Below are 25048 nucleotides of genomic sequence, written 5' to 3'. Positions count from 1 at the left end.
GGTGGAGTGAGCTGGTCAACCACATGGGGGAAACCCGCGGCCGGCGACAGGCACCGGATCTACCCTGGACGAGGCGAATTCGGGGTTTGCGATGAAGCGAAAACGCGTGTTCCTGGTGCTCGTCGCGATCTTCGTGGCGGCGCAGCCGGTGGCGGCGGAGCCGGAACCGTCGGTGCGGCTCGCGCCGGCGACGGCCGGACCCGGCGGGCAGGTGCACATCGACTGGCGGTGCGCCGGGACGGTGACCCGCGGCCCGTCGTCACCGGCGTTGGAAACGGCGATCCGGACGGCGGAGTACGTCAGTGCCGTGGTGCTCGCCGTGCCGGCGGGCGGCTACCCGGTGTCCCTCGACTGCGACGGGGTCACCGTGAGCGCCGAGCTGACCGTGCTCGACCCGCCGGCCGTGCGGTGGTGCGGCGCTGGATCGGGCCAGCCGGGGCAGCGGTGCGGGGAGATCGTGCTTTCGCCCGAGGTGGCCGGGGTCGGTCAGGAGGTCGGCATCCGGCTGGTCTGCACCTTCGGCGGCACCGAAACGCCGCCGTCCGCCGAGCGGCTGGACATCGTCGCCGAGGGGCAGGCGCGGTACCGCGGCACGGTCCGCGCCGGTACCCCCGTGGGCAGGCACCTGGTCACGTTCTCCTGCGGTGGCGTACTGCTGGGTGCCCGATTCACCGTGCTGGACGGCAATCGTTGACTTTCGATGGTTTCGAAGGCTTGAACGGCTTCTCTAGCCTCGGTGCATGACCAAAATGAGAACCGCGTTCGCGCTGGTCGTGTTCGCGGTCTGTGCGCTGCTCGCCCCGGCGACGGCTCAGGCGGCTGGGCCGGTGCCCGCCACCTTGCCGGCGGCCACCGGCAAGTACGCCGTCGGGTCGGACACCCTGCACCTCACCGACCGGTCCAGGACCGACCCGTGGGTGCCGGAGTCGGGGCCGCGGCAGCTGATGGTGTCGATGTTCTACCCCGCCGTGCTGCCGGTCGGCGCGCCGCGGCAGTACCTGAGCACCGAAGAGGCCACCCTCTTTCTGCAGGGCATTCCCGATGTGCGGCCCGAACTGGTCGCCGCGACCAGGAGCGGCGCGCGGCTGGCCGCGCCGCCGGTGCCCCGCCCGCACGGTTTCCCCCTGGTGGTGCTGTCGCCGGGGTTCGGCCACCCGCGTTCGGCGCTCACCGGGCTGGCCGAGGAGCTGGCCAGCCGGGGTTACGTGATCGCGCTGATCGGGCACAACTACGAGTCCAACGGCACGCAGTTCCCGGACGGGCAGGTCACCGGCTGCGTGGCGTGCGAATCGGAGCAGGTCGAGATGGTGCCGACGGTGCGTGCCGCGGACGTGTCCTTCGTGCTCGACCGGCTGCTCGGCCGGGACCCGGCCTGGGCGGGCCGCTGGCTGATCGACCCCCGGCGGATCGGCATGGCCGGGCACTCCATCGGTGGGAACTCGGCGTCGGCCACGATGAGCGTTGATCGCCGGGTGCTGGCCGGGGTGAACATGGACGGCTCGTTCATCGAGCCGGTGCCGGAGTCCGGTTTGGACCGGCCGTTCCTGATGCTGGGCACCGCGCAGTCGCACACCCCGAGCGGCGAGGACACCTCCTGGCCGCAGGCGTGGTCGCGGCTGACGGACTGGAAGCGCTGGCTCACCGTGGCTGGGGCGGGGCATTCCAGCTTCACCGATCTCTCGGTGCTCGGTGAGCACTTCGGGGTGAAGGACCCGACCGAGACGATCAGCGGGGCGCGGGCGACCGAGCTGACCAGGGCGTACCTGGTCGCGTTCTTCGAGGAGAACTTGCGCGGTCGGCCGCAGCCGCTGCTCGAGGGCCCGGTGCCGGCCAACCCCGAGGTCGAGTTCTGGTCCTAGCGCTGGGCGAGGACTCGGCTGCCGAGCCAGCCGACGTAACCGACAAGGCCGGCCGCGCCGAGCTTGCGGGTGCGCTTGCCGGCCAGCGCCAGCCCGAGCGTCAGTTCGGTGGCGCCGTTTCGGTACACCCACTGCCGGGTGTCCTTCGGGAACGCCGCCGCGGACACCGGCTCGAACAGGGCCGGTGCGGCGAAATGGGCCGCACCGGTGCCGGCGAGCAGCAGACCGAACAGGCGAGCACGCTTTGCCATGAATACCTTCTCTCTCTGTGTTAGGGCGAAGTCACTTGCGGGCGGTGACGAACTGGGCGAAGCCGGTGACCTTCTGGTCGATGTCGCGCAGGCCGTGGCGTTCGAAGACGCGGGTGATGTCGTGCCGCTCGAACAGGCGGAGACCGGCGGTCCTGGCGATCAGGGTCTCCGGCCCGCGCAGTCCCGGCACGCCGGTGCGGCAGCTGGTGAGCACGGCGACGCGGCCGCCCGGCGCGAGCACCCTGATCAGCTCGTCGAGCACCACGAACGGTTGCGGCACCAGGTAGAGCGCGGCGAAACAGCCCACCGCGTCGAAGGTCAGGTCCGGGAACGGCAGTGTGCGCGCGTCGGCGCGCAGATAGGCCACCCGGTCGCCGCGGTTGTCCCGGACGGCGCGGGCCAGCATCGGCGGCGAGACGTCGAGGCCGACGGCGAAACCCTTGCCGCTCAACGCCTCGCCGAAACCGCGGGTGAAGTTGCCAGGCCCGCAGGCCACGTCCAGCACCAGCTGCTCACCGGTCAGGCCGAGCATCCGCGCGGCGTTGCCGCGTTCTTCGGCCATCCGCGGCCCGTGCAGGCCCATCAGCAGTCCGCCGAGCGGTCGCCACCAGCGTTCGTAGACGGCCGCGACCAGCGGGTTGTGCATGGCGGCCTGCGCCGGGGTCCGCGGTCGCGACTGTTCTGGCGGCAGCAGGTCGAGATAGCCCGCCTCGGCCGGAACTTCCGGAATCTCCGGCGCGCGGCCGGGGTCGAGCAGCTCGCGGAGCCGGTCGAGCTCGATGCCGTGCGTCAAGTTCTCCGTCCTTTCACACCAGCTGGAGATTGCTGACCAGCCAGCGGTCCTGGTGCCGCTCCAGGGTCATCAGCACCCGGTTGCGGTCCACCCTCGGCTCGGCGGCCGCGGCGTTGGTCACCGACTGGTCCACGAACAGGGTGACATCCACCCGGTCCGCACCGGCCGACTTCACCCCGGCGTCGATCACGGTTCCCTTGGCGGTGGCCTTGGCCTGCTGGATGAGCTGGCGCAGGGTGCCGCTTGCGCCGGTGTACTGGTCCTTGAACTCGCCGGTCGCGCCGTCCAGCACGTCGGCGAAGTTCCGGTCCAGGTTCTGGTAGTCGTAGGTGGTCACGGTGACCGCGTAGCTGCGGGCGGTGCCCAGCGCGGCGTTCGCGGCGGAGTCGACCTCGGCCTTGTCCTTGAAGAGCAGGGCGAAGGTGACGCCCGCGCCGACCGCGGCCAGCAGCAGCGCGGCGGCCAGCAGGGTGGTCAGCCGAGGGAGGCGGCGCCGCTTGACGGGTTCGGGGGCGTCCTCTTTTTCGACGTCGGTGGTGTTCGCGGTGTCGGCAGTGTCTTCGGTGCCTTGTTCGATCATCGCCTTGCTCCTCTCTCAGTTCCCCAGCGTGGCCAGGTAGTCCGAGGCCCAGCCGGACGGCGCGGACGCGCGTTCGTCGCCGGTGACCCCGGGCGGCGGACCGGCCGTGTCGTCACCGGGTGGCCGCGGCGCGTTCACCGCCCCGCGCTGTTGCAGGTCCGGCGCGGTGTCGGTGCAGTAGCGGTAGAGCCGGGGCGCCGGGCTGCCCGCTTCGGTGGGCGGCCGTCGCGGGGTGTCGTAGTCGCAGGCCGCTCGCGGGTAGATGTCCGCGGCGATCTGCAGCGCGCCGTTCCGGACTACGCCGGCGAGCGAGTCGCCGAGCCCGGTCAGCCCCGGCAGGAACTCGCCGATCGCCTCCTTGCGCACCGAGACGATCTCGCTGACCGTGCCGAGGTCGCCGAGCAGCGCGGCCATGGTCGGCTTGTTCTCCGCGATCAGGCCGTCCACCAGCTTGAACGCGTCCGGGCTGGCGTCGAGCAGCTGCCTGATCTCCGGGTCGGACGCGCGCAACTGCGCGCCGAGCGTGCGGCCCGCGGTGCCGAACCGGTCCAGCTCGTCGCGCAGCCCGGCCACGGTGTCCAGGGTGATCCGGCCGTTGTCCAGGATGCGCACGGTCTCCGGCAGCACTTCCTCCAGCCCGGTGAGCAGGAACTCCCCGCCGGTGAGGATCCGGCGCAGCTGCGGCCCGCTGCCGGAGAACGCCTTGGCCAGCTCGGTCACGATCACGTCCAGCCGGCCCGGCTCGACCTGCCCGGAGAGGTCGCCGAGGTGCACCATCAGCTGCGCGAACGGGGTCGGTGTGCTGGTGTCGCGCTGCTCGACGGTCGCGCCGCCGGTGAGGAACGGCCCGGCGTCGGTGCGCGGCCGGAAGTCCAGGTACTGCTCGCCGGCCGCGGACAGGTTGGCCACCGCCACCTCGGTGTCCGACGGGATGCGGGTGCCCTCGTCCAGCCGCGCCCGCACCGCCACCCCACCCGGCCGCAGCCCGATCTGCTCGATCTGCCCGACCCTGCTGCCGCGGTAGGTGACCTCCGAGGTGTCCAGCAGGCCACCGGACTGGGCCAGGTAGACGGTGACGGTGAACGGTTTCGCGGTCGGGTCGATCCGCACCACCTCCAGCAGCAGGTAGCCGGCGCCGAGCAGCAGCAGCGCGCACAGCGCCAGGTTGGACAGCAGGATCCGGTACCTCATCCGTTGCCCCCCAAGGTTTTCAGCAGGTCGATCAGGTTGTCGCTGATCGTGCCCAGCGCGCCGTTGAGGTCCTCGAACCCGGGAATCCGCACGGACTCACCCGGCGAGAGGAACGGGATGCCGGTGAGGCCGGCCAAGCGAGCCTCACCGGCACCCGACTCGCCCTTCGTCGCACCCTCCACGTACTGGCCGAGGGTGACCATGCCGCGCAGGGTGGGGCCGAGCGAGTCCTTCAGCGCGGCGAAACCGTCCAGCACCGGGCCGAGGTCGTTGAGCTTCGAGGTGAGGTCGCCGCGCAGCTCGCCGAGCACCCGGTCGCCGGTGGCCCCGGCGGCGGCGACCTTGCCGAGCACGTCGGTGAGCCCGCCGGTCTGCTCGGCGAGCACCTTCATCGCCGGGGTGAACTCGGCGAGCGCCGCGTCCACGGTGCCCCGGCGCTGCTCGGCGACGGTGGTCAGGGACTGGGTGGCGGCGAGCACCCTGTCGATGTCGCCGGTGCGCGCGTTCAGCGTGGCCAGGGTGGTGTTCAGCTCGCCGAGCAGGTTCCGGGTCTGCGGGCCGCGGTCGGCCAGCGCGGTGTTCACCTCGGTGACGATCGTCTTCAGCTGCCCGAGCCCGCCGCCGTTGACCAAAGTGGACAGTGCGCTCAGGGTGTCCTCGACGCTGGCCGCGGCGCTGGTGTCGGGCAGGCCGATGGTGTCGCCCTCCCGGATCGGCGGGCCCGGCCGTTCCGGGCGGTGCAGCGCGACGAACACGTCACCGAGCGGGGTCGCCTGGCGCAGCTCGGCGCTGGTGCCGCCGGGCAGCGTGACGTTCTTCGAGATCAGCATGCCGACCCTGGCGGTGTAGTCCTTGGCGACGATCTCCTGCACCCGGCCGATGTCGACGCCGTCCAGCTTGACGTGCGCCTTCTCCGGCAGGTTGAGCGCATCGGAGAACACCGCGTTCAGCCGGTAGGACTCGCCGGGCACGCCGCCGCCGGGCAGCGGCAGGTCGGCCGCGGTCACCCCGCAGCCGCTCAGCAGGACCAGCGACATCCCGGCGAACAGCGCGCGTGCCCTCATTTCGCCGCCCCCAGCAGGAGTTCGGTCATGCCGAGGTCGGGGCCGAACTCGGCCACCTTGCCGCTGCGGCAACCGGGCAGGTTCAGCCCGAGCGCCTTGCAGGCCCCGTTGAGCAGCTCGGTGTCCAGGATGATCTCGGCCGGGTCGGCGTGCACCCGCAGCTGCCCGGTGGCCGGGTCGACCGCACTGGTCACGTTCTGGAACAGCAGTGGCAGCACGTCCGCGGACTCGGCCAGCTCGCGGCCGTGCTCGGCCAGCGTGCCGGTGGTGGTGCGCAGTTTGGCCAGGCTGTCGCGGATCGTCGTCCGGTTCTCGTCGACCAGGGTGGTGGTCTCGTCGAGCAGGTCGTTCAGCGTCTGCAGCGCGGCGCCCAGCTCGGGTGCCTGCGCGGCGAACAGCTCGCTCGCCTCGGTCAGCCCGGTGCTGAAGGACCTGATCGTGGCGTCGTTTTCGGCCGCGGCGCCGAGCAGCGAGTCCACGTTCTTGACCAGGCCGACCAGCGCGTCCCGCTGCCCGGAGCCGGAGTCCACCGCGCCGGCCAGCGCCTGGAAGGTCTCCCGCAGCCGGTCGCCGTTGCCGGCCAGGTTCTGCGCGCCGACGTCGGTGGCGTCCTTCAGCACCCCGGTGCCACCGTCCGTTTTGGACAGTTGTGCGGCCAGCTCGTCCACCGCCTTGATCACCCGATCGATCTCCACCGGGGTCTTGGTGCGCTCCAGCGGGATCAGGTCGCCGTCGCGCAGCACCGGACCGCCGGAGTAGACCGGGGTCAGCTCGACGTGCCGGTCGGTGACCACCGACGGCGAGACGGTCACCGCGCCGGCCGTGGCCGGGATCTTGATGCCCGCCTTCAGTTCCATCGCCACCACGACATGGGTGCCGCGTGGTTCGATCCCGGTCACCCTGCCCACCGGGATGCCCAGCATGGCCACGTCGTTGCCGGGGAACAGGCCGACCGAGTCGCGGAACTGGGCGGTGACGGTGATGACCGGCTCGGTGAACACGGTGCACCCGCTCGCGGTGAGCAGCCCGGCGAGCGCGGCCATTATCGGGAACAGCAGCTTCTTCACTTGCACCCCTTCACCACACCGCTCGCGCAGAGCAGGTTGTCCGGAATGATCGCGTAGGGCAGGTAGATCTCCGCGTACGGACCGTTGCCGAAGGTGTTGGCCAGATAGCGGCCGGCCGGGGCGAGCAGTTCGAGCGACCGGCCGACCGCGTCGTCGTTGCGCTGCAGCACGTCGGTCACCCCGGACAGGTTGGCCAGCAGCGGTTCGAGCTGGGGCCGGTTCTCGTTCAGGATGTCCTTGAGCTGGCCGGTCAGCGTGCGGAAGTCGGTGAGCACGTTCCGGATCAGGTCGCGCCGGTGCAGCAGTTGCTTGAGCAGGCCGTCGGCCTGGCCCATCAGGGTGAACAGCTGGGCCCGGTTGTCGTTCAGCATGGTGGTCACCGCGTCCGCGCCGTCCAGCAGCTGCCGGAGCTGGCCCTCCCTGGCGGTGACCAGTTCGGACAGCTGGCCGAGGCCGTCCAGCGTCTCGCCGACCTGCTGCGGAGTGCCGCGGAAGCTGTCCGCCAGCACCTTCAGCGAGTCGCGCAGCTTCGCGCCGTCGAGCTGTTCGATGGCGGGCCCGCCGGTTTCGATCACCTTCTGCAGGTCGAACGGCACCGACGTGGCTGCTAGGGGGATCCGCTCCTCGGGCAGCTCGCCCTCGCCGAGCGGTTGCAGCTCGACGTAACGCCCGCCGAGCAGGGTGGCCAGCTTGATCGACGCGTGCGTGGTCGGCCCGAGCCGCACGTCGCGGGTGAGCCGGAAGGACACCAGCACCCGGTCCCCGGCCAGCTCGGTGGCGGTCACCTTGCCGACGCTCATCCCGGCGACCCGCACCTCGTCGCCGGCCCGGATGCCGCCGGTGTGCTGGAATTCGGCCTGGTAGCGCTCGTCGCCGATGCCGAAGAAGCCGGCGATCAGTGAGGCCGCCACCAGCGCGCCGATCAGCATCGCGCCGAACAGGCCGACCCAGACCGGGTTGTACTCCTTCAGTGTCTTCATCGTCTTCACCGGCACACCTCCGACTGCTTGCCACCGGCGAGCTGGGGCAGCAGCCCGACCGGGAACGGCGCCAGGTTGATGTCGATGCTGCAGGCGTAGAGGTTCAGCCAGGAGCCGTACTGGCTCACCCGCGCGAGGCCGCCGAGGAAACCGGGAAACGCCTGCAGGGTCGCTTCGACGTCCGGCCCCTCCTTCAGGAAGAGCCCGGCGACCTGGTTGAACTTGCCGAGGTCGGCGCGCAGCGCGGGCCGGATATCTTCGAGCAGGCCGGAGATGTTGCCGCTGACCTTGTCGATGCGTTCCATCGCACCGAAAATCGGCCCGGTCTTGCCGTCGAAGGAGCCGACGAGGTGCTTCGCCTGGCCGATCAGCCGCTCGAACTCGGCGTCCTTGCCGGCCAGGTGGTCCAGCGCGCCGGTCAGCTTGGTGAGCACGTCGCCGAGGACCTGGTCGCGTTCGGCCAGCTTGCCGGTCAGCGCCGCGCTCTGGCTCAGCAGCGAGTTCAGCGCGGGCCCTTCGCCCTGCAGTACCCCGATGATGGTGCCGGAAAGCTGGTTGATGTCGGCCGGCTCCAGCATCGAGAACAGCGGCTCGAAACCGTTGAGCAGCGCGGAAAGGTCCAGCGACGGCTCGGTGCGCTCCGGCGGGATGCGCGCGCCGTCGCCGAGCGGCTGGGACGCGCCAGACCCCGGCAGCAGCGCGAGGTACCGCTGGCCGATCAGGTTCTGGTAGCGGATCAGCGCGCGGGTGTTGGCGAAGACGGGCTGGTCGGTCTGCACGGTGAAGCTGACGTCGGCGCGGACGCCGGTCAGCGCCATGCTTTCGATCCGGCCCACCTTCACCCCGGCGATGCGCACGTCGTCGCCTTCGTGCAGCCCGGTCACGTCGGTGAACTCGGCGACGTAGGTCTGGGTCGTGCCGCTGACCGTGTTGCGCAGCGTGCTGTAGACCAGCACCGAGGCGAGCACGGCGGCCACCGCCACCACGGTGAGCTTGACCAGCGGGCCCTTGACGCTATTTCCCACCTGGCACCACCGTCGTTCCGCGGAAGAAGGGGCCGAGCAGCAGGCTGCCCAGCGACCCGAGGGCGTTCGCGGCGTCCCCGACCATCGAACCGATCATGTCCTGCTCTTCCCCGCTGCCCACTGGGCCGACCATGCCGCCGAACGGCGCCGAGGGCGCCGGAGCTGGGGCGGCCGTCTGAGGTAGCGGCTGGGCCGGTGGTGCCGGCGGCTGGGGAGGTGGCACGGGCAGCGGATCCGGTTGCGGCGGAAGGGGATCGTCGCAGTTGGGGCCTTCGAGCGCGCCGTAGGCCGGGCAGTTCCGCGCGGTGTACGGGGTGAACGGGGTGACGGTGAAGATCAGGTCGAGGGTGAGCCAGTGGTGCGGCGGTGGGAACGCGCCGGCGAACGAGGCGACGCCTTTGCTGAGCGCCTCGAAGGAAAGCGGGATTTCCTTGGCATCCTTGGCGACCTCGCGCAGCACCGGTGCGCTCTGGTTCGCCATCCTGATCAGCCGGTCGCCGTTGTCCTGGAGCAGGCCGTGCACGGTGTCCACGGTCGCCGCGCCGCCGGTCAGCGTGTTCGCCAGCTGCTGCTGTTTCTCCACCACCGTCCGGCTGGTGACCAGTGCGGAGTCCACGGTGTCCAGCAGCGCGGGCGCGTTCGCTTGCAGCCCCTCCAGTGCGGCGGCCAAAGTGGACAGATCGTGGCCGAAGGTGCCCGCGTGCGGGTTCAGCGCGGACAGGTAGGAGTTCAGCCGGTCGATCATCGAGCCGAGCTGGGCGCCGCGGCCGTCCAGCGCGTCCGCGACCCCGGTCAGCGCGGCGTTCAGCTTCGCCGGCTCCACCGCGGCCAGCAGGTCCCGCACCTCGGTCATCGCGGTCTGCAGCTGGAGCGCTTCGACCGAGTCGTCACCCGGCACGGTCGCGCCCGCGGCGAGCACGGTGTCGTCGCCGGCTTCGGGTACCAGGTCGACGAAAGGCGCGCCGAAGATGTTCGTGGGCAGGATGCGCGCCTTCACCGAGGCCGGAATCCCTTGCGCGTGCTCGGGTTTCAGGTTCAGCTGGACGACGTGCCGTGCCCCGCCGGGGGTGGACTCGACCGTGCCGACGGTGCCGACCAGCACCCCGCGCACCTTCACGTCGGAGCCGGGCGGCAGCCCGTCGCCGACATCGCTGACCACCGCGGTGGCGCGCAGGTCGTCGCGGAACGCGCCGCGCGACTGGAGCACCAGCAGGGTGATCACCAGTGCCACCGCGGTCAGGTAGCAGAGCCCGCGGATCGCGAGCGTGCCGGTCTTTGGACCGCGTCCGGACGGGTCAAGGAAGGCCATACTTCACCCCGAAATCCGGATGCCGGGGTCGAAACCCCAGAAGGCCAGTGTCATCAGCATGTCGGCAAGGACGATCACGATGATGCTGGCGCGGATCGCCCGGCCGGACGCCACGCCGACCCCTTCCGGGCCGCCCGTGGCGTAGTAGCCGTAATAGCAGTGGATCAGCGTCGCCAGCACCACGAAGGTGGCCGCCTTGAGCACCGAGAGCAGCAGGTCGCCCGGCACCAGGAAGGCGTGGAAGTAGTGCAGGTAGGTGCCGCTGGTCTGGCCGTACAGCACGGAAAGCACGGCCTGGGTGGCGATGTAGCTGCCGGCGAGGCCGACCAGGTAGAGCGGGATGACGGCGAGGAAGGCGGCCAGCATCCGGGTGGTGACCAGGTAGGGCAGCGGGCGGATGGACATCGATTCCAGCGCGTCGATCTCCTCGGAGATCCGCATGGAGCCGAGCTGCGCGGTGACCCGGCAGCCGGCCTGCGCGGTGAACGCGATGGCCGCGATCAGCGGGGCGAGCTCCCTGGTGTTGCCGTAGGCGGAGACGAACCCGGTGAGCGGGGCGAGGCCGAGGATGTCCAGCGCGTTGAAGCCCTCCACACCGACCGTTGCGCCGGTGAACAGCGAAAGCAGCACGATCACGCCGACCGTGCCGCCGCCGACCACCACCGCCCCGCTGCCCCAGCTGATGTCCGCGAGCAGCCGGAACACCTCGGCCCGGTAGTGCCGCAGGGTCAGCGGGATCGCGGAGAACGCGCGGGCGAAGAAGGTCGCCTGGTGTCCCATCAGGGCAAGTCCGGTGTAGGGCGCGTTCACCGCGCGCTTGACCAGGAAGGCGCCGGGCGGCCGGTACCGGGAGCCGACCGCCATCACACGATCCTCGACGGGAACAGCAGGCCGGCGAGCTGGGTGATCACCACGTTGACCGCGAACAGCAGCACCACCGAGAGCACCACCGCGGCGTTCACCGCATGCGCCACTCCGCCGGGCCCGCCCTTGGCGGTCAGTCCCTTGTGCGAGGCGACCACCCCGACGATTCCGCCGAACAGCAAGGATTTCCCTTCCGCCAGGATCAGATCCGACGGCTGCGCGAAGGCGGCGAAGGAACTGACGTAGCTGCCCGGGGTGCCGCCCTGGGCGAGCACGTTGAAGAAGTAGCCGGTGACCACGCCGGTGAACACCACCACCCCGCAGAGCACCAGCGACACCAGCAGGATCGCGGCCAGTCGCGGCGCGACCAGCCGTCGCACCGGGGACAGGCCCATCGTCTCCAGCGCGTCGATCTCCTCGCGGATCTTGCGCGCGCCGAGGTCGGAGGTGATCGCCGAACCGACCGCGCCGGCCAGCAGCAGCGCGGTGACGATCGGCGCGCCCTGCTGGATCACGCCGAGTCCGTTCGCCGCGCCCATGAACGAGGTGGCGCCGACCTGCTGGGCGATGCTGCTCACCTGCACCGAGATGATCACGCCGAAGGGCACCGCGACGAGCACCGTCGGCAGCACCGAGACGCTGGTCATGAACCAGGCCTGGCGGACGAACTCCTTCCAGGCGAAGCGCCCGCGCGGGATGTCGGTGACCAGGTGCCGGGTGGCCGTCACGGACATCGCGAGCACCTCGCCGAAGGTGGCGAACGAACGCACCACCCTGGTCTGCACCAGCTCGGCAAGCCGTCCCTGGGTCATCGGCCCACACTGGGCAGGGCAGCGGAATGATAGGTCATTCCGTTTCTTGGTCGCATCGGTTCCGCAGTCCGCACGCCGCACCCCTTCCGGCCGTGTTGCGTGTTACCTACTCACGAGTTCAATATCTTAACGAGCGAGTGTGACCCGGGTTACTACGTTGCGCAAGCCCCCGATCTGGGGGCTCGCGGGCCTTGTGACTGTTGACACCCCGGTCGCCAGGAGGCGATAGTACTGGAAGTAACGGATACCGCTGGTATCAAATACTTGCACGGGGTGGTGCATCCAGATGAGCGAAACCGCCGCCGGTCGTCACCGCGGCAAGGCCGTGGGTGACCGGGAGAAGACGGCGAAGAGGCTGTTGAATGCCTCGGCCGAGAAGTTCTACGACCCCCAGGTGGACATCGACTGGGACGCGCCGATGCTGGAAGGCGCGCCGTACCTGCCGGAGCATCGGGTCTCGCTCTACGGCACCTCGCTGTGGGACGGCCTGAGCCAGGAGCAGCGGCTCGAGCTCGGCCGGCACGAAGCCGTCAGCATGGTGAGCTACGGGATCTACGCCGAGGTCGCGCTGATGCACCTGCTGCTGCGGATCGTCGCCGAGGGCGACCCGAGCAGCCGGCACAGCCAGTACACGTTGACCGAGATCGGTGACGAATGCCGGCACTCCACCATGTTCGGCCGGTTCATCGGCAAGTCCGGGCTGCCCGCGTATCGGCAGCCGTGGCTGGCGGCGCATGCGTTCAAGTTCATCTCGCTGATCCCGATCGGCCCGGTCAGCTACGGCATGGCGCTGCTGATCGAAGAGATCCTGGACCGCGGCCAGCGCGAAACCATGGTGGACGAGTCGCTCCAGCCGCATATGCGCATGCTGAACCGGATCCACGTGCTGGAAGAAGCGCGGCACATCAGCTTCGCGCGGGAAGAACTCGTGCGAAGCGCGGAGAAGCTGAACCGCTTCCAATTGTGGCTCAACCGCCTGGTGCTGGCCGTCGCGGCGAACGGCGTCACGATCGCGCTGGTCAACCCGCGGGTATACGCCGCGGTCGGGATCCGGCCGCTGACCGGGCACCGCGCGGCCATGAACAACCCGCACTACCAGCAGACCATGCAGTTCATGGCCGAGCGCATGCTCCGGTTCTTCGAGGAGACCGGGATGCTGAAAGGCCGCCTGATCAAAGCGCTCTGGCGACGTTCCCGGCTGATGCCGCGCTAGCCACCGCAGAAAGCGAGCAGACGTGAAGCGGTTCGAAGACAGGGTCGCGGTGATCACCGGCGCGGGCTCGGGCATCGGCAGGGCGCTGGCGCTGGAGCTGGCCGGCCGCGGTGCCAGGCTCGCGGTGTCCGATGTGGACATGGCGAGGGCGGCGGACACCGCGGCGCACTGCGAGAAGGCGGGTGCGCTGGCGTTGCCGTACCAGGTGAACGTGGCCGACCGGACCGCCGTGCTGGCGCACGCGGAGGAGGTCGCCGGCGAGTTCGGCGGGGTCAACCTGGTGGTGAACAACGCGGGGGTGGCCCTGTCGGCGAATGTGGACGAGATGCGGTGGGAGGATCTCGACTGGTTGATGAACATCAACTTCTGGGGCGTGGTGCACGGCACCAAGGCGTTCCTGCCGCACCTGATCGCGTCCGGGGACGGGCATCTGGTGAACGTGTCCAGTGTGTTCGGCTTCGTCGGGGTGCCGACGCAGAGCGCCTACAACGCGGCGAAGTTCGCGGTGCGCGGGTTCACCGAGGCGCTGCGCCAGGAGATGCTGATCGAGCGGCAGCCGGTGGGGGTGAGCTGCGTGCATCCCGGCGGGATCAAGACGAACATCGTGCGGGACGCGCGTTCCGGTGGCGAAATGCGGATGGACAAGGTGGACCGCGACTTCCAGCGGATCGCCCTGACCACCCCGGAGCGGGCCGCGGAGACGATCGTGAAAGGCGTCGAGCGGGGCAAGCCGCGGATCCTGATCGGCCCGGACGCCTACCTCTTCGACGCGATTCCCCGTTTGCTCGGCGCTCGCTACCAGCGGATGAATGCGGTACTGGCCAGGGCCGGCTTCGCCATCGGCCGCCGCTTCGGCCGGTTCTGAGTCCCGTGTTCCTTTCCGTGTTCCTTTCCGCACGAGCGGCCCGTTCGTACCGCTGCGAACGGCGCCTTTCTCCTGCGGCGGGCTGGCCCAACGTGACGTTTGGTCCATAGAGCGAGCCGAATGTCACGTTGGGCCGTGCCGGGCGGGAGCGGAGGAAGTGCGCAGGGTTGGCCGTGGCCGTACGGGGTGGTACAAAGTGAGCGGAATGACTTGTCATTCCGGATGGGAGGAGTCGTCATGGCGGAGTTCGCCGCCGAGGGAGCGACCGCGAAGGCCGAACGGGCGACGCCTCCCGGCCCGGTGATCGAGCACAAAGGGGGTGCCAGCAGGGGGTCGAAGTTGCTGGCGGTGTTCCTGCGGGTCCTGGTCCGGCCGGTGCTGGCGCTGTACGCCCGGTGGCCCGGCTTGCCATGGCCGTTCTGGCTGGTGGACCGGATCGCGGTGGTGCTGCGCGCCCGGCGTGGCACCGTACGCGAGCCGGTCCGGCTGGCCGACTGCCGCGCCGAATGGCTTCGCGGCCCCGGCGTGCCGGAAACCGGGGCCAGCCGGGCGATCCTGTACCTGCACGGCGGCGCGTTCGTCTGCTGCGGGCTGTGCACGCACCGGCGGCTGGTGTCCAGTATCTCCGCGGCCGGGGCCGCGCCGGTGCTGGCGGTGGACTACCGGATGCTGCCGGCCGCGCCGATCAGCTCCGCGGTCACCGATGGGGTGACCGGCTACCGCTGGCTGCTGGACCGGGGCTTCTCCCCGGACCGGATCGTGATCGCCGGCGACTCGGCCGGCGGTTACCTCGCCTTCGTGGTCGCGCTCGCCCTGCTCGAGAAGGGCCTGCCGCGGCCGGCCGGGATCGCGGCGCTGTCCCCGCTGACCGACCTCGACCCGGCGGGCAAGGCGGTGCACCCGAATGCCACCCGGGACCCGCTGTTCCCGCCCGGCGCGCTGGAGGCGATCGGGGAACTGGCCGAGCGGACCAGGGCCAGGGTGCTGGTGGAGGGCTCGCCAGGTCCGCTGGTGTCCCCTGTGGACGAAGACCTGAGCGCGCTGCCGCCGAGCCTGATCCAGGTCGGCTCGACCGAACTGCTGCTGCCGGACGCCGAGCTGATGGCCGAGCGGCTGGCCGCCGCCGGGGTGCCGGCCAGGTTGCAGGTGTGGGCCGATCAGGTGCACGTCTTCCAGGCTGCCGCGGACTTCCTGCCCCAGGGCCGCGAAGCGATCCGCGACCTCGGCGCGTTCATCCGCGAGGTGACCCCGTGACCGGCGCACGGGTGCCGGGCACCGGCGCGGATGGCGGGGTCGGTCAGCGGCTCGACGTGATCGTTCTTGGGGTTCGGCGCGTCCGCGCAGCCCCCACCACTCCCGGGGGGCGGCCCCGCTCCAGTCTAGCGCCGCGTGCCGGGCGGGCCGGGATGTGCGGGGCGGTTATGCACAGGCCGGGGCGACTGTGCACAACTTCGCCGTGGCTGCGCCCAAGCGAGGACGAGACCGTCCACAAGGGAGGATACTGATGCGGCCGGACCACGAGATCATCATCGTCGGCGCGGGATTCGGCGGTCTCGGCGCCGGGATCGCGGCGAAACGCGCCGGGATCACCGACTTCCTGATCATCGAGCGGGCCGCCGACATCGGCGGGACCTGGCGGGACAACACCTACCCGGACGTCGCGGTGGACCTGCCGTCGTTCACCTACCAGTTCTCCTTCGAGAAGAACCCGGACTGGAGCCGGGTCTTCCCCAAGGGCGGCGAGGTCAAGGCCTACATCGACCACTGCGCGGACAAATACGGCCTGCGCCCGCACATCCGGCTGAACACCGAGATGACCGCCAGGGTCTGGGACGAGCGGCACCACCTCTGGCGGATCCACCTCGGTGACGAGGTGCTGACCTGCCGGTACGTGCTGACCGCGCTGGGCGCGTTCGTGGACCCGCTGAAACCGGACATCCCCGGCCTCGACGAGTTCCGCGGCAAGGTCATCCAGACCTCCCGCTGGGACCACGAGCACGACCTGACCGGCGAGCGGGTGGCGGTGATCGGCACCGGTTCCACCGCGGTCCAGATGGTGCCGAAAGTGGCGAAGGTTGCGAAGCGGCTCACGGTGTTCCAGCGCCGGGCGATCTGGGTGTTCGCCAAACCGGACCTGAAGATCTCACCGACGGTGCGGAAGCTGTTCGCCAGGCTGCCGTTCACCCAGTCCGTGGTGCGGACCGTCACCGCGGCCGTGGTGGAGGCTCTGCTGGTCGGGGTGATCGTCTCCGGCAAACCCGGCTCGGTGATCGCGCGCGGCGCCGAACGCGGGATCCGCGCGTACCTGCGCACCCAGGTGAAGGACCCCGAACTGCGCCGCAAACTCACCCCCGACTACGGGTTCGGCTGCAAACGGCCGAGCGTCTCCAACACGTACTACAAGACCTACACCCGCGACAACGTGGAGCTGGTCACCGAGGGCATCGAGCGGATCACGCCGACCGGGATCCGTTCCAGGGACGGGAAACTGCACCGGGTGGACACGCTGATCCTGGCTACCGGGTTCCGGCTGTCCAACGACCCGGAGAACTACCGCAAGGTGCCGGTGAAGGGCCGCGACGGGTTCGACCTGGCGGACTTCTTCGCCACCGAGAAGGTGCAGGCCTACGAGGGCGTGAGCATTCCCAAGCTGCCCAACAGCTTCTTCATCTTCGGGCCGTTTTCGTGGACCGGCAGCTCCTGGCACGTGATGGTGGAAACCCAGTCCTACCACGCGATGCGGGTGATCACCGAGGCCAGGCGGCGGGGGGCGACCGCGGTGGAGGTCAGCCAGGAGGCGAACGACCGGTTCTTCGAGTTCGCGCACCGCCGGGCGAGCCGGTCGCTGCTGTTCAGCAACAACTGCAGCGGGGCGAACACCTACTACATCGACCACCACGGGGACTTCTCGCTGCTGCGCCCCACCACAGCCACCCAGGCATGGCTGTCCAGCCGCCGGTTCTCGCTGGACGACTACCGCTACCGCACGCTCACCGCCGGCGCCACCGGTGCCACTGCGAACGGGGAGGTGCGTAGCGAATGGCTCAGCCCGACCACGAAGTCGTCGTGATCGGGGCGGGCCCCGGCGGGATCGCCGCCGGGGTGCGGCTGCGGGAGGCCGGCATCGACGACTTCGCGATCCTGGAACGGGCCGACGAGGTGGGCGGCAGCTGGCGCGACAACACCTACCCCGGCATCGGAGTGGACATCCCGTCGATCGCCTACCAGTACTCCTTCGCCCGCAATCCGGACTGGACCAGGGTTTTCGCCAGAGGCGCCGAGGTCAAGGCGTACCACCAGGACGTGGCCGACCGCTTCGGTCTCGGCAAGCACCTGCGGTTCCACACCGAGGTGATGCGCGAAGAATGGGACGAGCCAGGGCACCTGTGGCGGCTGCACACGGCCGATGGACCGGTGCTCACCGCCCGGTTCGTGATCAACGCGGTGGGCGCGTTCATCAACCCCAAGGACGATCCCGGCATCCCCGGCCTCGCCGGGTTCACCGGCAAGATCCAGCGGCCGACCAGCTGGGACCACGGCTACCGGCACACCGGCAAGCGGGTCGCGGTGATCGGAACGGGCGCCAGCTCGGTGCAGATCACCCCGTCCATCGCCGGGGAGGTAGCGAAGCTCGTGGTGTTCCAGCGGACCCCGGTGTGGTGCCTGCCCAAGCCCGACTTCGAGATCCCGCCCGCCGCGCGGGCCGCGCTCCGGCTGCCCGGCCTGATGTCGCTGTTGCACGGCATCATGCTGCTCGGAGTGGAGTTGCTGCTGCGGGCGGCGGTGTACGCGCCGCTGCCGATCGCGGCGCGGGCGATGCGGTTGATGGACGCCGGCGCCAAACGCGCCTACCGCTGGTACCTGCGCCGGGTGGTGCGGGACGAAAAGGTGCGGCGGGCGCTGCTCCCCGGCTACGGCCCGCTCGGCAAGCGCCCGACCCTGTCGAACACCTTCCTGCGCACCTTCAACCGGCCCAACACCGAACTGGTCACCACCCCGATCGAGCGGTTCACCGAGACCGGGCTGCGCACCGCGGACGGGGCGCGGCACGAGTTCGACATGATCGTGCTGGCCACCGGTTACGAGCTGTTCTCGGACCCGGAGAGCTATCGGCCGGGCGCGGTGGTCGGCCGGGACGGGTTCGACCTCGGCGAGTTCTACGCGGCGAACCGTTTGCAGGCTTACGAAAGCGTGAGCGTGCCGAAACTGCCGAACCGCTGGATGCTGGTCGGCCCGTACTCCTGGACCGGCACCGGCTGGCACGCGCTGGTGGAGATCACCTCGCGGCACGCGGTCCGCGCGATCACCGAGGCGCGCCGCCGCGGAGCCACGTCCGCGGAAGTGCGCCAGTCGGCGCACGACACCTACCATGCCAGGGTCCGCAAACGCGGCGCGAACATCGCCTACTACTTCCGGGAACAGAACCGTGGGCTGCGCACCTACTACGTGAACTCCCACGGCGACATGCCCTACATCCGGCCGTCCACCGTGCTGGAGGCACGCTGGCGCAGCCGGCATTTCGATCTCGACGACTACGAGTACAAAACAGGGGTTCACTGATGGCCAAATGGACAGCGTCCGATATTCCGGACCAGAGCGGGCGCACGGCCGTGGTCACCGGCGCGAACAGCGGGCTCGGCCTGATCGCGGCCAAACGGCTGGCCGGCGCGGGCGCGCATGTGGTGCTGGCCTGCCGCAACGTGGACAAGGGCAAGGAAGCGGCCGCCGGGATGACCGGGGACGTCGAGGTGCGCCAGGTGGATCTGGCCAGCCTGGCTTCGGTGCGTTCGTTCGCGGACTCGACCACCGAGCAGGTGGACGTGCTGATCAACAACGCCGGGCTGATGGCGGTGCCGCGCGGGCGCACCGAGGACGGGTTCGACACCCAGTTCGGGGTGAACCACCTCGGGCATTTCGCGCTGACCGGGCTGCTGCTCGGCCGGATCACCGACCGGGTGGTCACGATGAGCAGTTTCATGCACCGCATCGGCCGGATCCGGCTGACGGACCCGAACTGGTCGAAGGGCTACCGGCGTTGGGCCGCCTACGGCCAGTCGAAGCTGGCGAACCTGATGTTCGCCTACGAACTGCAGCGCAGGCTCGCTGCGGCCGGTTCGCCGGTGCGCGCGTACGCCGCGCATCCCGGCTACTCGGACACCAATCTGCAGGGCCGTACCGAGTCGATCCAGGACCTGCCGATGGGACTGGCGAACCGGTTGTTCGCCCAGCCCGCCGAGCGTGGCGCGCTGCCCAGCCTGTACGCGGCGACCGTGCCCGAGCTGCCCGGCGGTTCGTTCGTCGGCCCGGACGGGCCGGGTGAGCTGTGGGGGTATCCGCACCGGGTCCGGTCCAACTCGGCTTCCCGCGATGAAGGTGTGCAGCGGCGGCTGTGGGCGTTGTCCGAGGAGCTCACCGGGGTCGAGTACGAGTTCGCCGGTCCCGGGCGCTGACATGCCGGCCGGGCCGGGTTCGCTGAAGTGGGATACTGATCGCGATGACAACAGCGGATCGAGCGGCCGAACGTGCCGAACAGCGGCGCGCGGACATCGTGCACGCGGCCTTCAAGGTGTTCACCGAGCGCGGGTACCACGCGGCCGGGATCGCGGACATCGCGAACGAGCTCGGCATCGGGCACGGCACGTTCTACCGGTACTTCGCGAACAAGCGGGACATCCTGGTGCACGTGCTGGCCAACGCGGCCGAGCGGCTGATGTCGGTGATGGCGCTGGCCGATCCCAACGCCACCGAGACGCTGGCCGAGTACCGGGCGCAGTGCGAGCAGATCTGCGAGCGCATGTTCACGCTGTTCGTGGAGGACCCCGAACTGGTGCGGCTGCTGTTCGTGGAGGCGCTCAGCGCGGACCCGGAGATGACCGAGCTGACCCTGCAGACCTACGACGGGATCGCGCAGGGCACCGCGATGTACCTGGAGAACGGGGTGCGCAAGGGTTTCCTGCCGGCGGACCTGGATGTGGAGATCACCGCGCAGGCGCTGGTCGGCGTGATCATCTCCTGCGGGCTGTCCCTGCTCACCGCCACCGACCCGGCCGCCCAGCGCGACCGCTGGATCGCGGCCGGCATCCGAGTCATGTTCGACGGCATCACCGGCCCCTGACCCCGGCGCCGGCCCCGAAACCCCACCACCCCAACCAAAACCCACCCCACCGCAAACCCCCACCCTTCCCGGGGGGCGGCCCCGCTCCAGCCTATCGCCCGGACGAGCCGCGGGCGGGGGTCGCGGCGAATCTGTGGATGGTTCCGGCCGGTGTGGACAACTCGGCCGCCGACGCCGACACAGCCCGCGCGAGCGTGCGAAAAGAGGATAATGCGGGCCGCCGCGGACTAGGGCTCGGACTTGCGCACCAGGTCGTTGAGCGAAACGGGCTCGGCCGGGTCCAGTGCGATGCCTTCCGAGCGCAGCGCCGCGTCCAGCGCGCCCCAGACGAAAACGCCGAGATAGTCCACGAGCTGGTCCCTGGTCATGGTTTTGGTCTCCAGCCACCACTCGGTGGCGGCGGCGACCGCGCCGACCACGGCGTTCGCCCACGGCTCGGCGCCACCGGCCGGCGCCCCGAAAGCCTTCAGGTTGCGAGCGATCATCGCGGCCAGCACCCCGGCCACCTTGCGGCCGTTGTCCAGCACCGGATCGCTCTCCCAGGACCGCTCGACGAACCGGCTGCCGATCAGGAAGCGCACCACGTTGGGATTCTCCGCGACCAGGCCGACGTAGGCGTCCAGCGCGGTACGCACCACCCGGCGCGGCTGGTCGCGCACCTCGAGCGTGGGCAGCAGCCGCTGCCAGAGGTTGCGCAGGGTCCGCTCGGCGACCGCGTCGAACAGGTCGCCCTTGTCCCCGAAGTACCGGTACAGCCTGGGTTTCGCCACCCCGGCCTCGGCCGCGATATCCGCCATGGTGACATCCGGCCCGCGTTCGGCGAGCGCGCGGAAGGTGGCGTCCAGGAACTCCTCGCGGCGCTGCGCCCGATGCTGGCTCCACCGTTCGGAGCGGCCGTCACGGCCGGTGCTGCGCTCATCCACGACGACCATCGTAATGCCAGGTATCGGATACCGCCGGTATCCCGTAGTTTGGAGGTGTGGTGAACCCCGCGAAGTGGCTGGCACACGAGCTGGGCAACGTCGGCGTCCTGGTGCGCACCGGTTTCCTGCGGCCGATCCGCCCGGACACCGCGGTCAGGCTCGGCGGTGCGGCGCTGCGCTGGGGACGCGGCCCGGCGACACTGGCCGCGATGGCCGCGATCGAGCACGGCCACCGGACCGCGCTGGTCGACGAACGGGGTGCACTCTCCTTCACCGAGCTGCACCGGCGGTCGAACGCGCTGGCCCGCGCGTTGGCCGCGGACGGCCTCGGGCCCGGCGACCGGATCGCGCTGATCTGCCGCAACCACCGCGGTTTCGTGGACGGGCTGCTGGCCGGGGCCAAGCTGGGCGCGGACGTGCTGCTGATGAACACCGCCTTCGCCGCACCGCAGCTAGCGTCTACTTTGGACCGTGAGCGGGCGACGGCGGTGATCTGCGACGAGGAGTTCGCGGACGTACCGGCCCAGCGGCGTTATCTGGCCTGGCACGAGAACCCCGTTTCGGCCCCGACCCTGGACGGGCTGATCGAGGCGGGGGACCCCGCCGAGCCGGCGAAACCGGCGCGGACCGGGCAGGTGATCATCCTGACCTCGGGCACCACCGGTAGCCCGAAGGGCGTGGCAAGGCCCGATCCGCGGTCGCTGGACCCGGTTGCCGGCCTGGTCGACCGGATCCCGCTGCCCCGCCGCCGGGCCCAGCTGCTGGCCGCGCCGTTGTTCCACACCTGGGGGTTGAGCTTCCTGCTGCTCGGCCTGCACCTGGGCACCACGCAGGTGCTGCACCGCCGGTTCGACCCAGCGCGGGCGCTGGCGGAAATCGAGGCCAAGCGGTGCGCGACCTTCGTGCCGGTGCCGGTGATGCTGCGGCGCATCCTGGACCTGCCAGGGGAGACCAAAACTGGTCACGACCTGTCGGCTCTGCGCGCGGTGGCCGCCGCGGGTTCGGCGCTAACCGGGGACCTGGCCGCGGAGTGGATGGACGCTTTCGGTGACAACCTCTACAACATCTACGGCTCCACCGAGGTCGCGCTGGTCTCGGTGGCCACCCCGGCGGACCTGCGCGCCGCGCCGGGCACCGCGGGCCACCCGGCGCGCGGCACCGAGGTCCGGCTGCTCGACGAACACGGCGAGCCGGTGCCGGACGGCGAGACCGGCCGCATCTTCGTGGCCAACGGCGGCCTGTTCGACGGCTACACCGGCGGCGGTGGCAAGGAAGTCGTGCGCGGGCTGATGAGCACCGGCGACGTCGGCCGGTTCGACGAGTCGGGGCGGCTGTTCGTCCGTGGCCGAGACGACGAGATGATCGTCTCCGGTGGCGAGAACGTGTTCCCGGCCGAGGTGGAGGATCTGCTGGCGCGCCACCCGTCAGTCGGCGAGGCGGCCGCCGCAGGGGTGCCTGACGAGGAGTTCGGCCAGCGGCTGCGCGCTTTCGTGGTGCTCTCCGGAGAGGCCACCGAAGATGAGCTGAAGGAATACGTGAAGCAGAACCTGGCCGGGTACAAGACCCCGCGCGAGATCCGTTTTCTGGCCGAACTTCCCCGCAACGCGACCGGCAAGGTGCTCAAGCGCGTGCTGCTCGAATCCGAGACCGAATAGGACACGCGCATGAACCAGCCCTTTCGCGACCCGATGATCCCGGCCGGGGAGAAGGCCGCCTACCGCGCTTCGCTCGGTGCCGACGAGAACTACGACGTGGTGGTCTCCGTCGAACTGGAAGGCGACACCCGCTACCGGCAGCTGATCGAGGCGCGGCTGGGTGAGCTGGAACTGGTGGTCGAGCAGGCTTTCGCCAGGAAGAACGGGATGGTGCTCGCGGAGAGTTACCGCGCGGAGTCCCGCCACGATGGCGAGCTGGTGACCAGGGAGGAGGCGTATTTCCGCGACACCAAGCACTTGCAGTTCGGCGGCGCGGTGAAGTCCTTCCCCGCCGACGTCACCCCGCTGCTCGGCGCGTCGATCGCGTTGCGGGGACTGGACTTCAGCCGTGGCGCGCGGCGCCAGGTGAACCTGTGGCTGGCGTTCTCGGTGTTCTGGCAGGTGGACCTCAAGGTGGAGCGGCGGGAGCGGGTCCGGCTGCCGATCGGCTCGATGGAGGCGTGGCGGGTGCGCGCCCGGCCGAGTTTCGCGCAGATCAACGGGTTGCTCGACCGGGTGATCGGCGGGCTGCTGCCGCCGTTCACCCTGCATTTCGACGTCGAGCCGCCACATCGGCTGCTGCGGTTCACTTTCCCAACCGGGCCTTTCCCATGGGACCCCAGGGGACTGATCGAGCTGACCGCTGCCGAGTAACCGGACGAACGCGGACCGTCGCGGTGGTACCTTTCCCGGCAGTGAAATTCCTTGCGGTCCGGTGTTATTTCGCAATCCGGACCCGGAATCTCCCGGCATGCGGTAAAAAGAGCGATCCGCGATGGTCCGCGTTCGAAAGGGTTACCGGTGAACGACGAGGTTTCGGTGGCCCACCTGCTCGAACGGGAAGGCTGGGACGAGCACGTACCACCCGCGCCGCGGTCCAGGATGCGGGTCATGGCCGTGATGGCGGCGGTAGTGCTCGGTTGTGGACTGGCCGCGTTGCTGGCGTTGCCCGGTGAGTCCGGCGACGACTACCGGGCGGTGCGGGAGACCGAGGACACCGGCGTGGTGCACCTGCCGCGAGGCGGGACCAACCCGGACGCCACCGAGGTTCCCGGCGCGCCAGGGGACACCGGGGTCGGCGGCGGCACCTCGGCCACCCCGACCAGCACCCCCGCGGAGTCGGAGTCCGAAACCACCGCGCCCACCACCTCGGTATCCGCCGGCACCCCGTCCGGGCGGAGCGACCCGCCGCCGGTGACCAGCGCGCGGCCGCCGTCCACGCCGCCCCGGACCACGCCGCCGCCCAGCACCCCGCCGCCGAGCACGACCACCGAACCGCCGTGCACCCTCTGGCCGGAATGGCTGCTCTGCTGACCACCCGAACGCCTGCTACTCACGCTGCTACATGTCGTGAAGGCCACCTTGCCTACCTTCAACGTAGGCAAGGTGGCCTTCACGGACAATCAGGAGTGGGCGTAGGAGCGAAGGGGTGGCTCTTCGCGGACCCAGGTCCACGGGGGGCTTTGCAGCCAGGCCTTGATGGGGAGAGCGAGCAGGTCCGGCAGTGCCTTGGCGAAACCGGGCCAGTCCAGCGGCATGAATACCTGGCCGCACACCGACTTGTCGATTCGCGCCGGGTCGGCCGGGCCGTCGTGCGTGAGCGCGTCTTCGGCCAGTGCGAACACGACGGCGTCCACCACCAGCGAAAGGTGCTCGCCGACCCGGCCGGGACAGACGTCGTTGGTGCCGATGTGCGCGGCGCCGGCCAGCGCGCTGGCTTCCTTGCCAGGGGCGGCGGCCTCGTCGGTCGGGGTGTAGATCGAAGTGAACGAGACCTCGTCCGGCATCGGTGCCGCGTTCAGCGCCCGCGACCACTTCGAGCCCTGGGTGAACTGCCAGAACGACTCCTGGCAGCCGGTGGGGAACACGTTCAGCGCGCCGCAGTACAGGCTGGCCACCACCGAGCCCTGGAACGGGGTGCCGAGGCTGATCGCGTCATCCAGCTTGCCTGCGATGTCCGGCCAGAACCGCGCCACCCACGCCGGGTGCAGACCGCCCTGGCTGTGCCCGATGGTGGACACCTTGTGCCCGCTGCGTTCGGCCATAGTGCGGATCGCGTGCACGATGTATTCCGATGAGGTCTGCATATCGCGCCAGCCGCGATAGGGATAGTTCACCCAGCAGGCCGGTACACCCTTTTCGCGTAGCACGGTCACGTAGTTCCAGGCGAAGTTCTCGCCGCCCTCGGCGGTGGTGCCCGGTACGAAGAGCACCGGGTTCGTGGTCGCGTTGTCAATCGCCGCATCGCAGTGCAGGGCGGCTTCGAGCTGGGATTTCGGTGTCTCCAGCGGCGGGCCTTCGGCGGCGGTGGCCGGGGCGGTCGCCAGGCCAAAGGCCGCGGCTCCGGCCAGTAGCAAGGTCGCGATTCTGCGAAGTCCGGGAGGCGTCAGGGGCATCTTTGCCGCCTTTCTGTGCGTGACCTACCGCACAGTAGCCCGGCCGT

Annotated in this window: 25 protein-coding genes; 12 read left to right on the top strand and 13 right to left on the bottom strand. The window is 70.1% G+C overall.

Features of this window, described 5'->3' with window-relative positions; genetic code table 11:
• Nucleotides 1-91: 91 nt before the first annotated feature.
• Together AMYNI_RS0114735 and AMYNI_RS0114730 are read left to right on the top strand one after the other, a co-directional pair.
• Nucleotides 92-694 (top strand): hypothetical protein, encoded by a 603-nt coding sequence (locus AMYNI_RS0114735; protein ID WP_020668790.1) that lies wholly within the window; start codon nt 92-94, stop codon nt 692-694.
• Nucleotides 695-740: 46 nt separating this feature from the next.
• The gene (locus AMYNI_RS0114730; RefSeq protein ID WP_020668789.1) at nt 741-1859 is read left to right on the top strand and encodes an alpha/beta hydrolase family protein; all 1119 of its coding nucleotides are present in this window, start codon (nt 741-743) and stop codon (nt 1857-1859) included.
• Here AMYNI_RS0114730 and AMYNI_RS0114725 read toward each other — a convergent pair.
• Genes AMYNI_RS0114725 through AMYNI_RS0114675 form a run of 11 tightly spaced genes read right to left on the bottom strand, consistent with a single transcriptional unit; the run spans nt 1856 to nt 11795 of the window.
• Nucleotides 1856-2110, bottom strand: a complete 255-nt coding sequence (locus tag AMYNI_RS0114725) for a DoxX family protein (RefSeq protein WP_020668788.1) — start codon at nt 2108-2110, stop codon at nt 1856-1858. The two genes, AMYNI_RS0114730 and AMYNI_RS0114725, sit on opposite strands and share 4 nt — an antisense overlap.
• Before the next feature lie 31 nt (nt 2111-2141).
• Nucleotides 2142-2903 carry a class I SAM-dependent methyltransferase gene (locus AMYNI_RS0114720; RefSeq protein WP_020668787.1) on the bottom strand — a complete coding sequence of 254 codons (762 nt, stop codon included), beginning with the start codon at nt 2901-2903 and terminating at the stop codon, nt 2142-2144.
• 13 nt (nt 2904-2916) lie between these two features.
• On the bottom strand, nt 2917-3483 hold the full coding sequence (locus AMYNI_RS44595) for a hypothetical protein (protein WP_020668786.1): 567 nt from the start codon (nt 3481-3483) through the stop codon (nt 2917-2919).
• Between the two features lie 15 nt (nt 3484-3498).
• Nucleotides 3499-4674, bottom strand: coding sequence for an MCE family protein (locus tag AMYNI_RS44590; RefSeq protein WP_020668785.1), 1176 nt, complete (start codon nt 4672-4674; stop codon nt 3499-3501).
• Complete coding sequence (locus AMYNI_RS44585) at nt 4671-5738, bottom strand: MCE family protein (RefSeq protein ID WP_020668784.1); 1068 nt, start codon at nt 5736-5738, stop codon at nt 4671-4673. The genes AMYNI_RS44590 and AMYNI_RS44585 overlap by 4 nt, the downstream gene beginning before the upstream one ends.
• A complete protein-coding gene (locus AMYNI_RS0114700; protein WP_020668783.1) occupies nt 5735-6805 on the bottom strand; it encodes an MCE family protein in 1071 nt (356 codons plus the stop codon). The genes AMYNI_RS44585 and AMYNI_RS0114700 overlap by 4 nt, the downstream gene beginning before the upstream one ends.
• Complete coding sequence (locus tag AMYNI_RS0114695) at nt 6802-7785, bottom strand: MCE family protein (protein WP_026360463.1); 984 nt, start codon at nt 7783-7785, stop codon at nt 6802-6804. Before AMYNI_RS0114695 ends, AMYNI_RS0114700 begins: the two co-directional genes overlap by 4 nt.
• Before the next feature lie 5 nt (nt 7786-7790).
• Nucleotides 7791-8810, bottom strand: coding sequence for an MCE family protein (locus AMYNI_RS0114690; protein ID WP_020668781.1), 1020 nt, complete (start codon nt 8808-8810; stop codon nt 7791-7793).
• Nucleotides 8800-10119 (bottom strand): MCE family protein, encoded by a 1320-nt coding sequence (locus AMYNI_RS0114685; protein WP_020668780.1) that lies wholly within the window; start codon nt 10117-10119, stop codon nt 8800-8802. The genes AMYNI_RS0114690 and AMYNI_RS0114685 overlap by 11 nt, the downstream gene beginning before the upstream one ends.
• A 3-nt stretch (nt 10120-10122) precedes the next feature.
• The gene (locus AMYNI_RS0114680) at nt 10123-10983 is read right to left on the bottom strand and encodes an MlaE family ABC transporter permease (protein ID WP_020668779.1); all 861 of its coding nucleotides are present in this window, start codon (nt 10981-10983) and stop codon (nt 10123-10125) included.
• A complete protein-coding gene (locus AMYNI_RS0114675; protein WP_020668778.1) occupies nt 10983-11795 on the bottom strand; it encodes an MlaE family ABC transporter permease in 813 nt (270 codons plus the stop codon). Before AMYNI_RS0114675 ends, AMYNI_RS0114680 begins: the two co-directional genes overlap by 1 nt.
• Before the next feature lie 286 nt (nt 11796-12081).
• Between AMYNI_RS0114675 and AMYNI_RS0114670 the strand changes: the two genes are divergently transcribed.
• From AMYNI_RS0114670 to AMYNI_RS0114640, 7 genes are all read left to right on the top strand, one after another.
• Nucleotides 12082-13008: an AurF N-oxygenase family protein gene (locus AMYNI_RS0114670; RefSeq protein ID WP_020668777.1), complete on the top strand. Its 927-nt coding sequence runs from the start codon at nt 12082-12084 to the stop codon at nt 13006-13008.
• 22 nt (nt 13009-13030) lie between these two features.
• On the top strand, nt 13031-13873 hold the full coding sequence (locus tag AMYNI_RS0114665) for an SDR family NAD(P)-dependent oxidoreductase (protein WP_020668776.1): 843 nt from the start codon (nt 13031-13033) through the stop codon (nt 13871-13873).
• A 237-nt stretch (nt 13874-14110) separates the two neighbouring features.
• Nucleotides 14111-15127 carry an alpha/beta hydrolase gene (locus tag AMYNI_RS0114660; protein WP_020668775.1) on the top strand — a complete coding sequence of 339 codons (1017 nt, stop codon included), beginning with the start codon at nt 14111-14113 and terminating at the stop codon, nt 15125-15127.
• Nucleotides 15128-15377: 250 nt separating this feature from the next.
• On the top strand, nt 15378-16943 hold the full coding sequence (locus AMYNI_RS0114655) for a flavin-containing monooxygenase (protein WP_020668774.1): 1566 nt from the start codon (nt 15378-15380) through the stop codon (nt 16941-16943).
• Nucleotides 16913-18433 carry a flavin-containing monooxygenase gene (locus AMYNI_RS0114650; RefSeq protein WP_020668773.1) on the top strand — a complete coding sequence of 507 codons (1521 nt, stop codon included), beginning with the start codon at nt 16913-16915 and terminating at the stop codon, nt 18431-18433. Before AMYNI_RS0114655 ends, AMYNI_RS0114650 begins: the two co-directional genes overlap by 31 nt.
• Nucleotides 18433-19323 carry an oxidoreductase gene (locus AMYNI_RS0114645; RefSeq protein WP_020668772.1) on the top strand — a complete coding sequence of 297 codons (891 nt, stop codon included), beginning with the start codon at nt 18433-18435 and terminating at the stop codon, nt 19321-19323. Before AMYNI_RS0114650 ends, AMYNI_RS0114645 begins: the two co-directional genes overlap by 1 nt.
• A gap of 44 nt (nt 19324-19367) precedes the next feature.
• Nucleotides 19368-19988, top strand: coding sequence for a TetR/AcrR family transcriptional regulator (locus AMYNI_RS0114640; protein ID WP_020668771.1), 621 nt, complete (start codon nt 19368-19370; stop codon nt 19986-19988).
• 227 nt (nt 19989-20215) lie between these two features.
• On the opposite strand, the gene AMYNI_RS0114635 is transcribed toward AMYNI_RS0114640, so the two are convergent.
• Nucleotides 20216-20911: a TetR/AcrR family transcriptional regulator gene (locus AMYNI_RS0114635; protein WP_169515745.1), complete on the bottom strand. Its 696-nt coding sequence runs from the start codon at nt 20909-20911 to the stop codon at nt 20216-20218.
• A gap of 59 nt (nt 20912-20970) precedes the next feature.
• On the opposite strand from AMYNI_RS0114635, the gene AMYNI_RS0114630 reads away from it, so the two are divergent.
• The 3 genes from AMYNI_RS0114630 to AMYNI_RS49770 all read left to right on the top strand — a co-directional run bounded on the left by AMYNI_RS0114630 (nt 20971) and on the right by AMYNI_RS49770 (nt 23919).
• Nucleotides 20971-22566 carry an AMP-binding protein gene (locus AMYNI_RS0114630; RefSeq protein WP_245573934.1) on the top strand — a complete coding sequence of 532 codons (1596 nt, stop codon included), beginning with the start codon at nt 20971-20973 and terminating at the stop codon, nt 22564-22566.
• A gap of 9 nt (nt 22567-22575) precedes the next feature.
• On the top strand, nt 22576-23259 hold the full coding sequence (locus AMYNI_RS0114625) for a DUF3108 domain-containing protein (protein ID WP_020668768.1): 684 nt from the start codon (nt 22576-22578) through the stop codon (nt 23257-23259).
• Nucleotides 23260-23406: 147 nt separating this feature from the next.
• The gene (locus AMYNI_RS49770; RefSeq protein WP_020668767.1) at nt 23407-23919 is read left to right on the top strand and encodes a hypothetical protein; all 513 of its coding nucleotides are present in this window, start codon (nt 23407-23409) and stop codon (nt 23917-23919) included.
• A gap of 89 nt (nt 23920-24008) precedes the next feature.
• Here AMYNI_RS49770 and AMYNI_RS0114615 read toward each other — a convergent pair whose 3' ends face one another.
• Nucleotides 24009-25001, bottom strand: a complete 993-nt coding sequence (locus AMYNI_RS0114615) for an esterase/lipase family protein (RefSeq protein WP_026360459.1) — start codon at nt 24999-25001, stop codon at nt 24009-24011.
• Between the last annotated feature and the right edge of the window lie 47 nt (nt 25002-25048).

It is taken from the genome of Amycolatopsis nigrescens CSC17Ta-90, assembly GCF_000384315.1.
GTDB classification, from domain to species: Bacteria; Actinomycetota; Actinomycetes; order Mycobacteriales; family Pseudonocardiaceae; genus Amycolatopsis; species Amycolatopsis nigrescens.
Note: the sequence above shows the minus strand (reverse complement) of the source record. Positions and strands in the feature narration are given on the sequence as shown.

Bases quoted from the DNA above. Each gene is read 5' to 3' on its own strand.
- AMYNI_RS0114625 (WP_020668768.1), top strand. From the start codon at position 22,576: ATGAACCAGCCCTTTCGCGACCCGATGATCCCGGCCGGGGAGAAGGCC.
- AMYNI_RS0114680 (WP_020668779.1), bottom strand. From the start codon at position 10,983: ATGGCGGTCGGCTCCCGGTACCGGCCGCCCGGCGCCTTCCTGGTCAAG.
- AMYNI_RS44585 (WP_020668784.1), bottom strand. From the start codon at position 5,738: ATGAGGGCACGCGCGCTGTTCGCCGGGATGTCGCTGGTCCTGCTGAGC.
- AMYNI_RS0114645 (WP_020668772.1), top strand. From the start codon at position 18,433: ATGGCCAAATGGACAGCGTCCGATATTCCGGACCAGAGCGGGCGCACG.
- AMYNI_RS0114675 (WP_020668778.1), bottom strand. From the start codon at position 11,795: ATGACCCAGGGACGGCTTGCCGAGCTGGTGCAGACCAGGGTGGTGCGT.
- AMYNI_RS0114670 (WP_020668777.1), top strand. From the start codon at position 12,082: ATGAGCGAAACCGCCGCCGGTCGTCACCGCGGCAAGGCCGTGGGTGAC.
- AMYNI_RS0114685 (WP_020668780.1), bottom strand. From the start codon at position 10,119: ATGGCCTTCCTTGACCCGTCCGGACGCGGTCCAAAGACCGGCACGCTC.
- AMYNI_RS0114640 (WP_020668771.1), top strand. From the start codon at position 19,368: ATGACAACAGCGGATCGAGCGGCCGAACGTGCCGAACAGCGGCGCGCG.
- AMYNI_RS0114725 (WP_020668788.1), bottom strand. From the start codon at position 2,110: ATGGCAAAGCGTGCTCGCCTGTTCGGTCTGCTGCTCGCCGGCACCGGT.
- AMYNI_RS0114660 (WP_020668775.1), top strand. From the start codon at position 14,111: ATGGCGGAGTTCGCCGCCGAGGGAGCGACCGCGAAGGCCGAACGGGCG.
- AMYNI_RS44595 (WP_020668786.1), bottom strand. From the start codon at position 3,483: ATGATCGAACAAGGCACCGAAGACACTGCCGACACCGCGAACACCACC.
- AMYNI_RS0114730 (WP_020668789.1), top strand. From the start codon at position 741: ATGACCAAAATGAGAACCGCGTTCGCGCTGGTCGTGTTCGCGGTCTGT.
- AMYNI_RS0114735 (WP_020668790.1), top strand. From the start codon at position 92: ATGAAGCGAAAACGCGTGTTCCTGGTGCTCGTCGCGATCTTCGTGGCG.
- AMYNI_RS0114655 (WP_020668774.1), top strand. From the start codon at position 15,378: ATGCGGCCGGACCACGAGATCATCATCGTCGGCGCGGGATTCGGCGGT.
- AMYNI_RS0114695 (WP_026360463.1), bottom strand. From the start codon at position 7,785: ATGAAGACACTGAAGGAGTACAACCCGGTCTGGGTCGGCCTGTTCGGC.
- AMYNI_RS0114650 (WP_020668773.1), top strand. From the start codon at position 16,913: ATGGCTCAGCCCGACCACGAAGTCGTCGTGATCGGGGCGGGCCCCGGC.
- AMYNI_RS0114615 (WP_026360459.1), bottom strand. From the start codon at position 25,001: ATGCCCCTGACGCCTCCCGGACTTCGCAGAATCGCGACCTTGCTACTG.
- AMYNI_RS44590 (WP_020668785.1), bottom strand. From the start codon at position 4,674: ATGAGGTACCGGATCCTGCTGTCCAACCTGGCGCTGTGCGCGCTGCTG.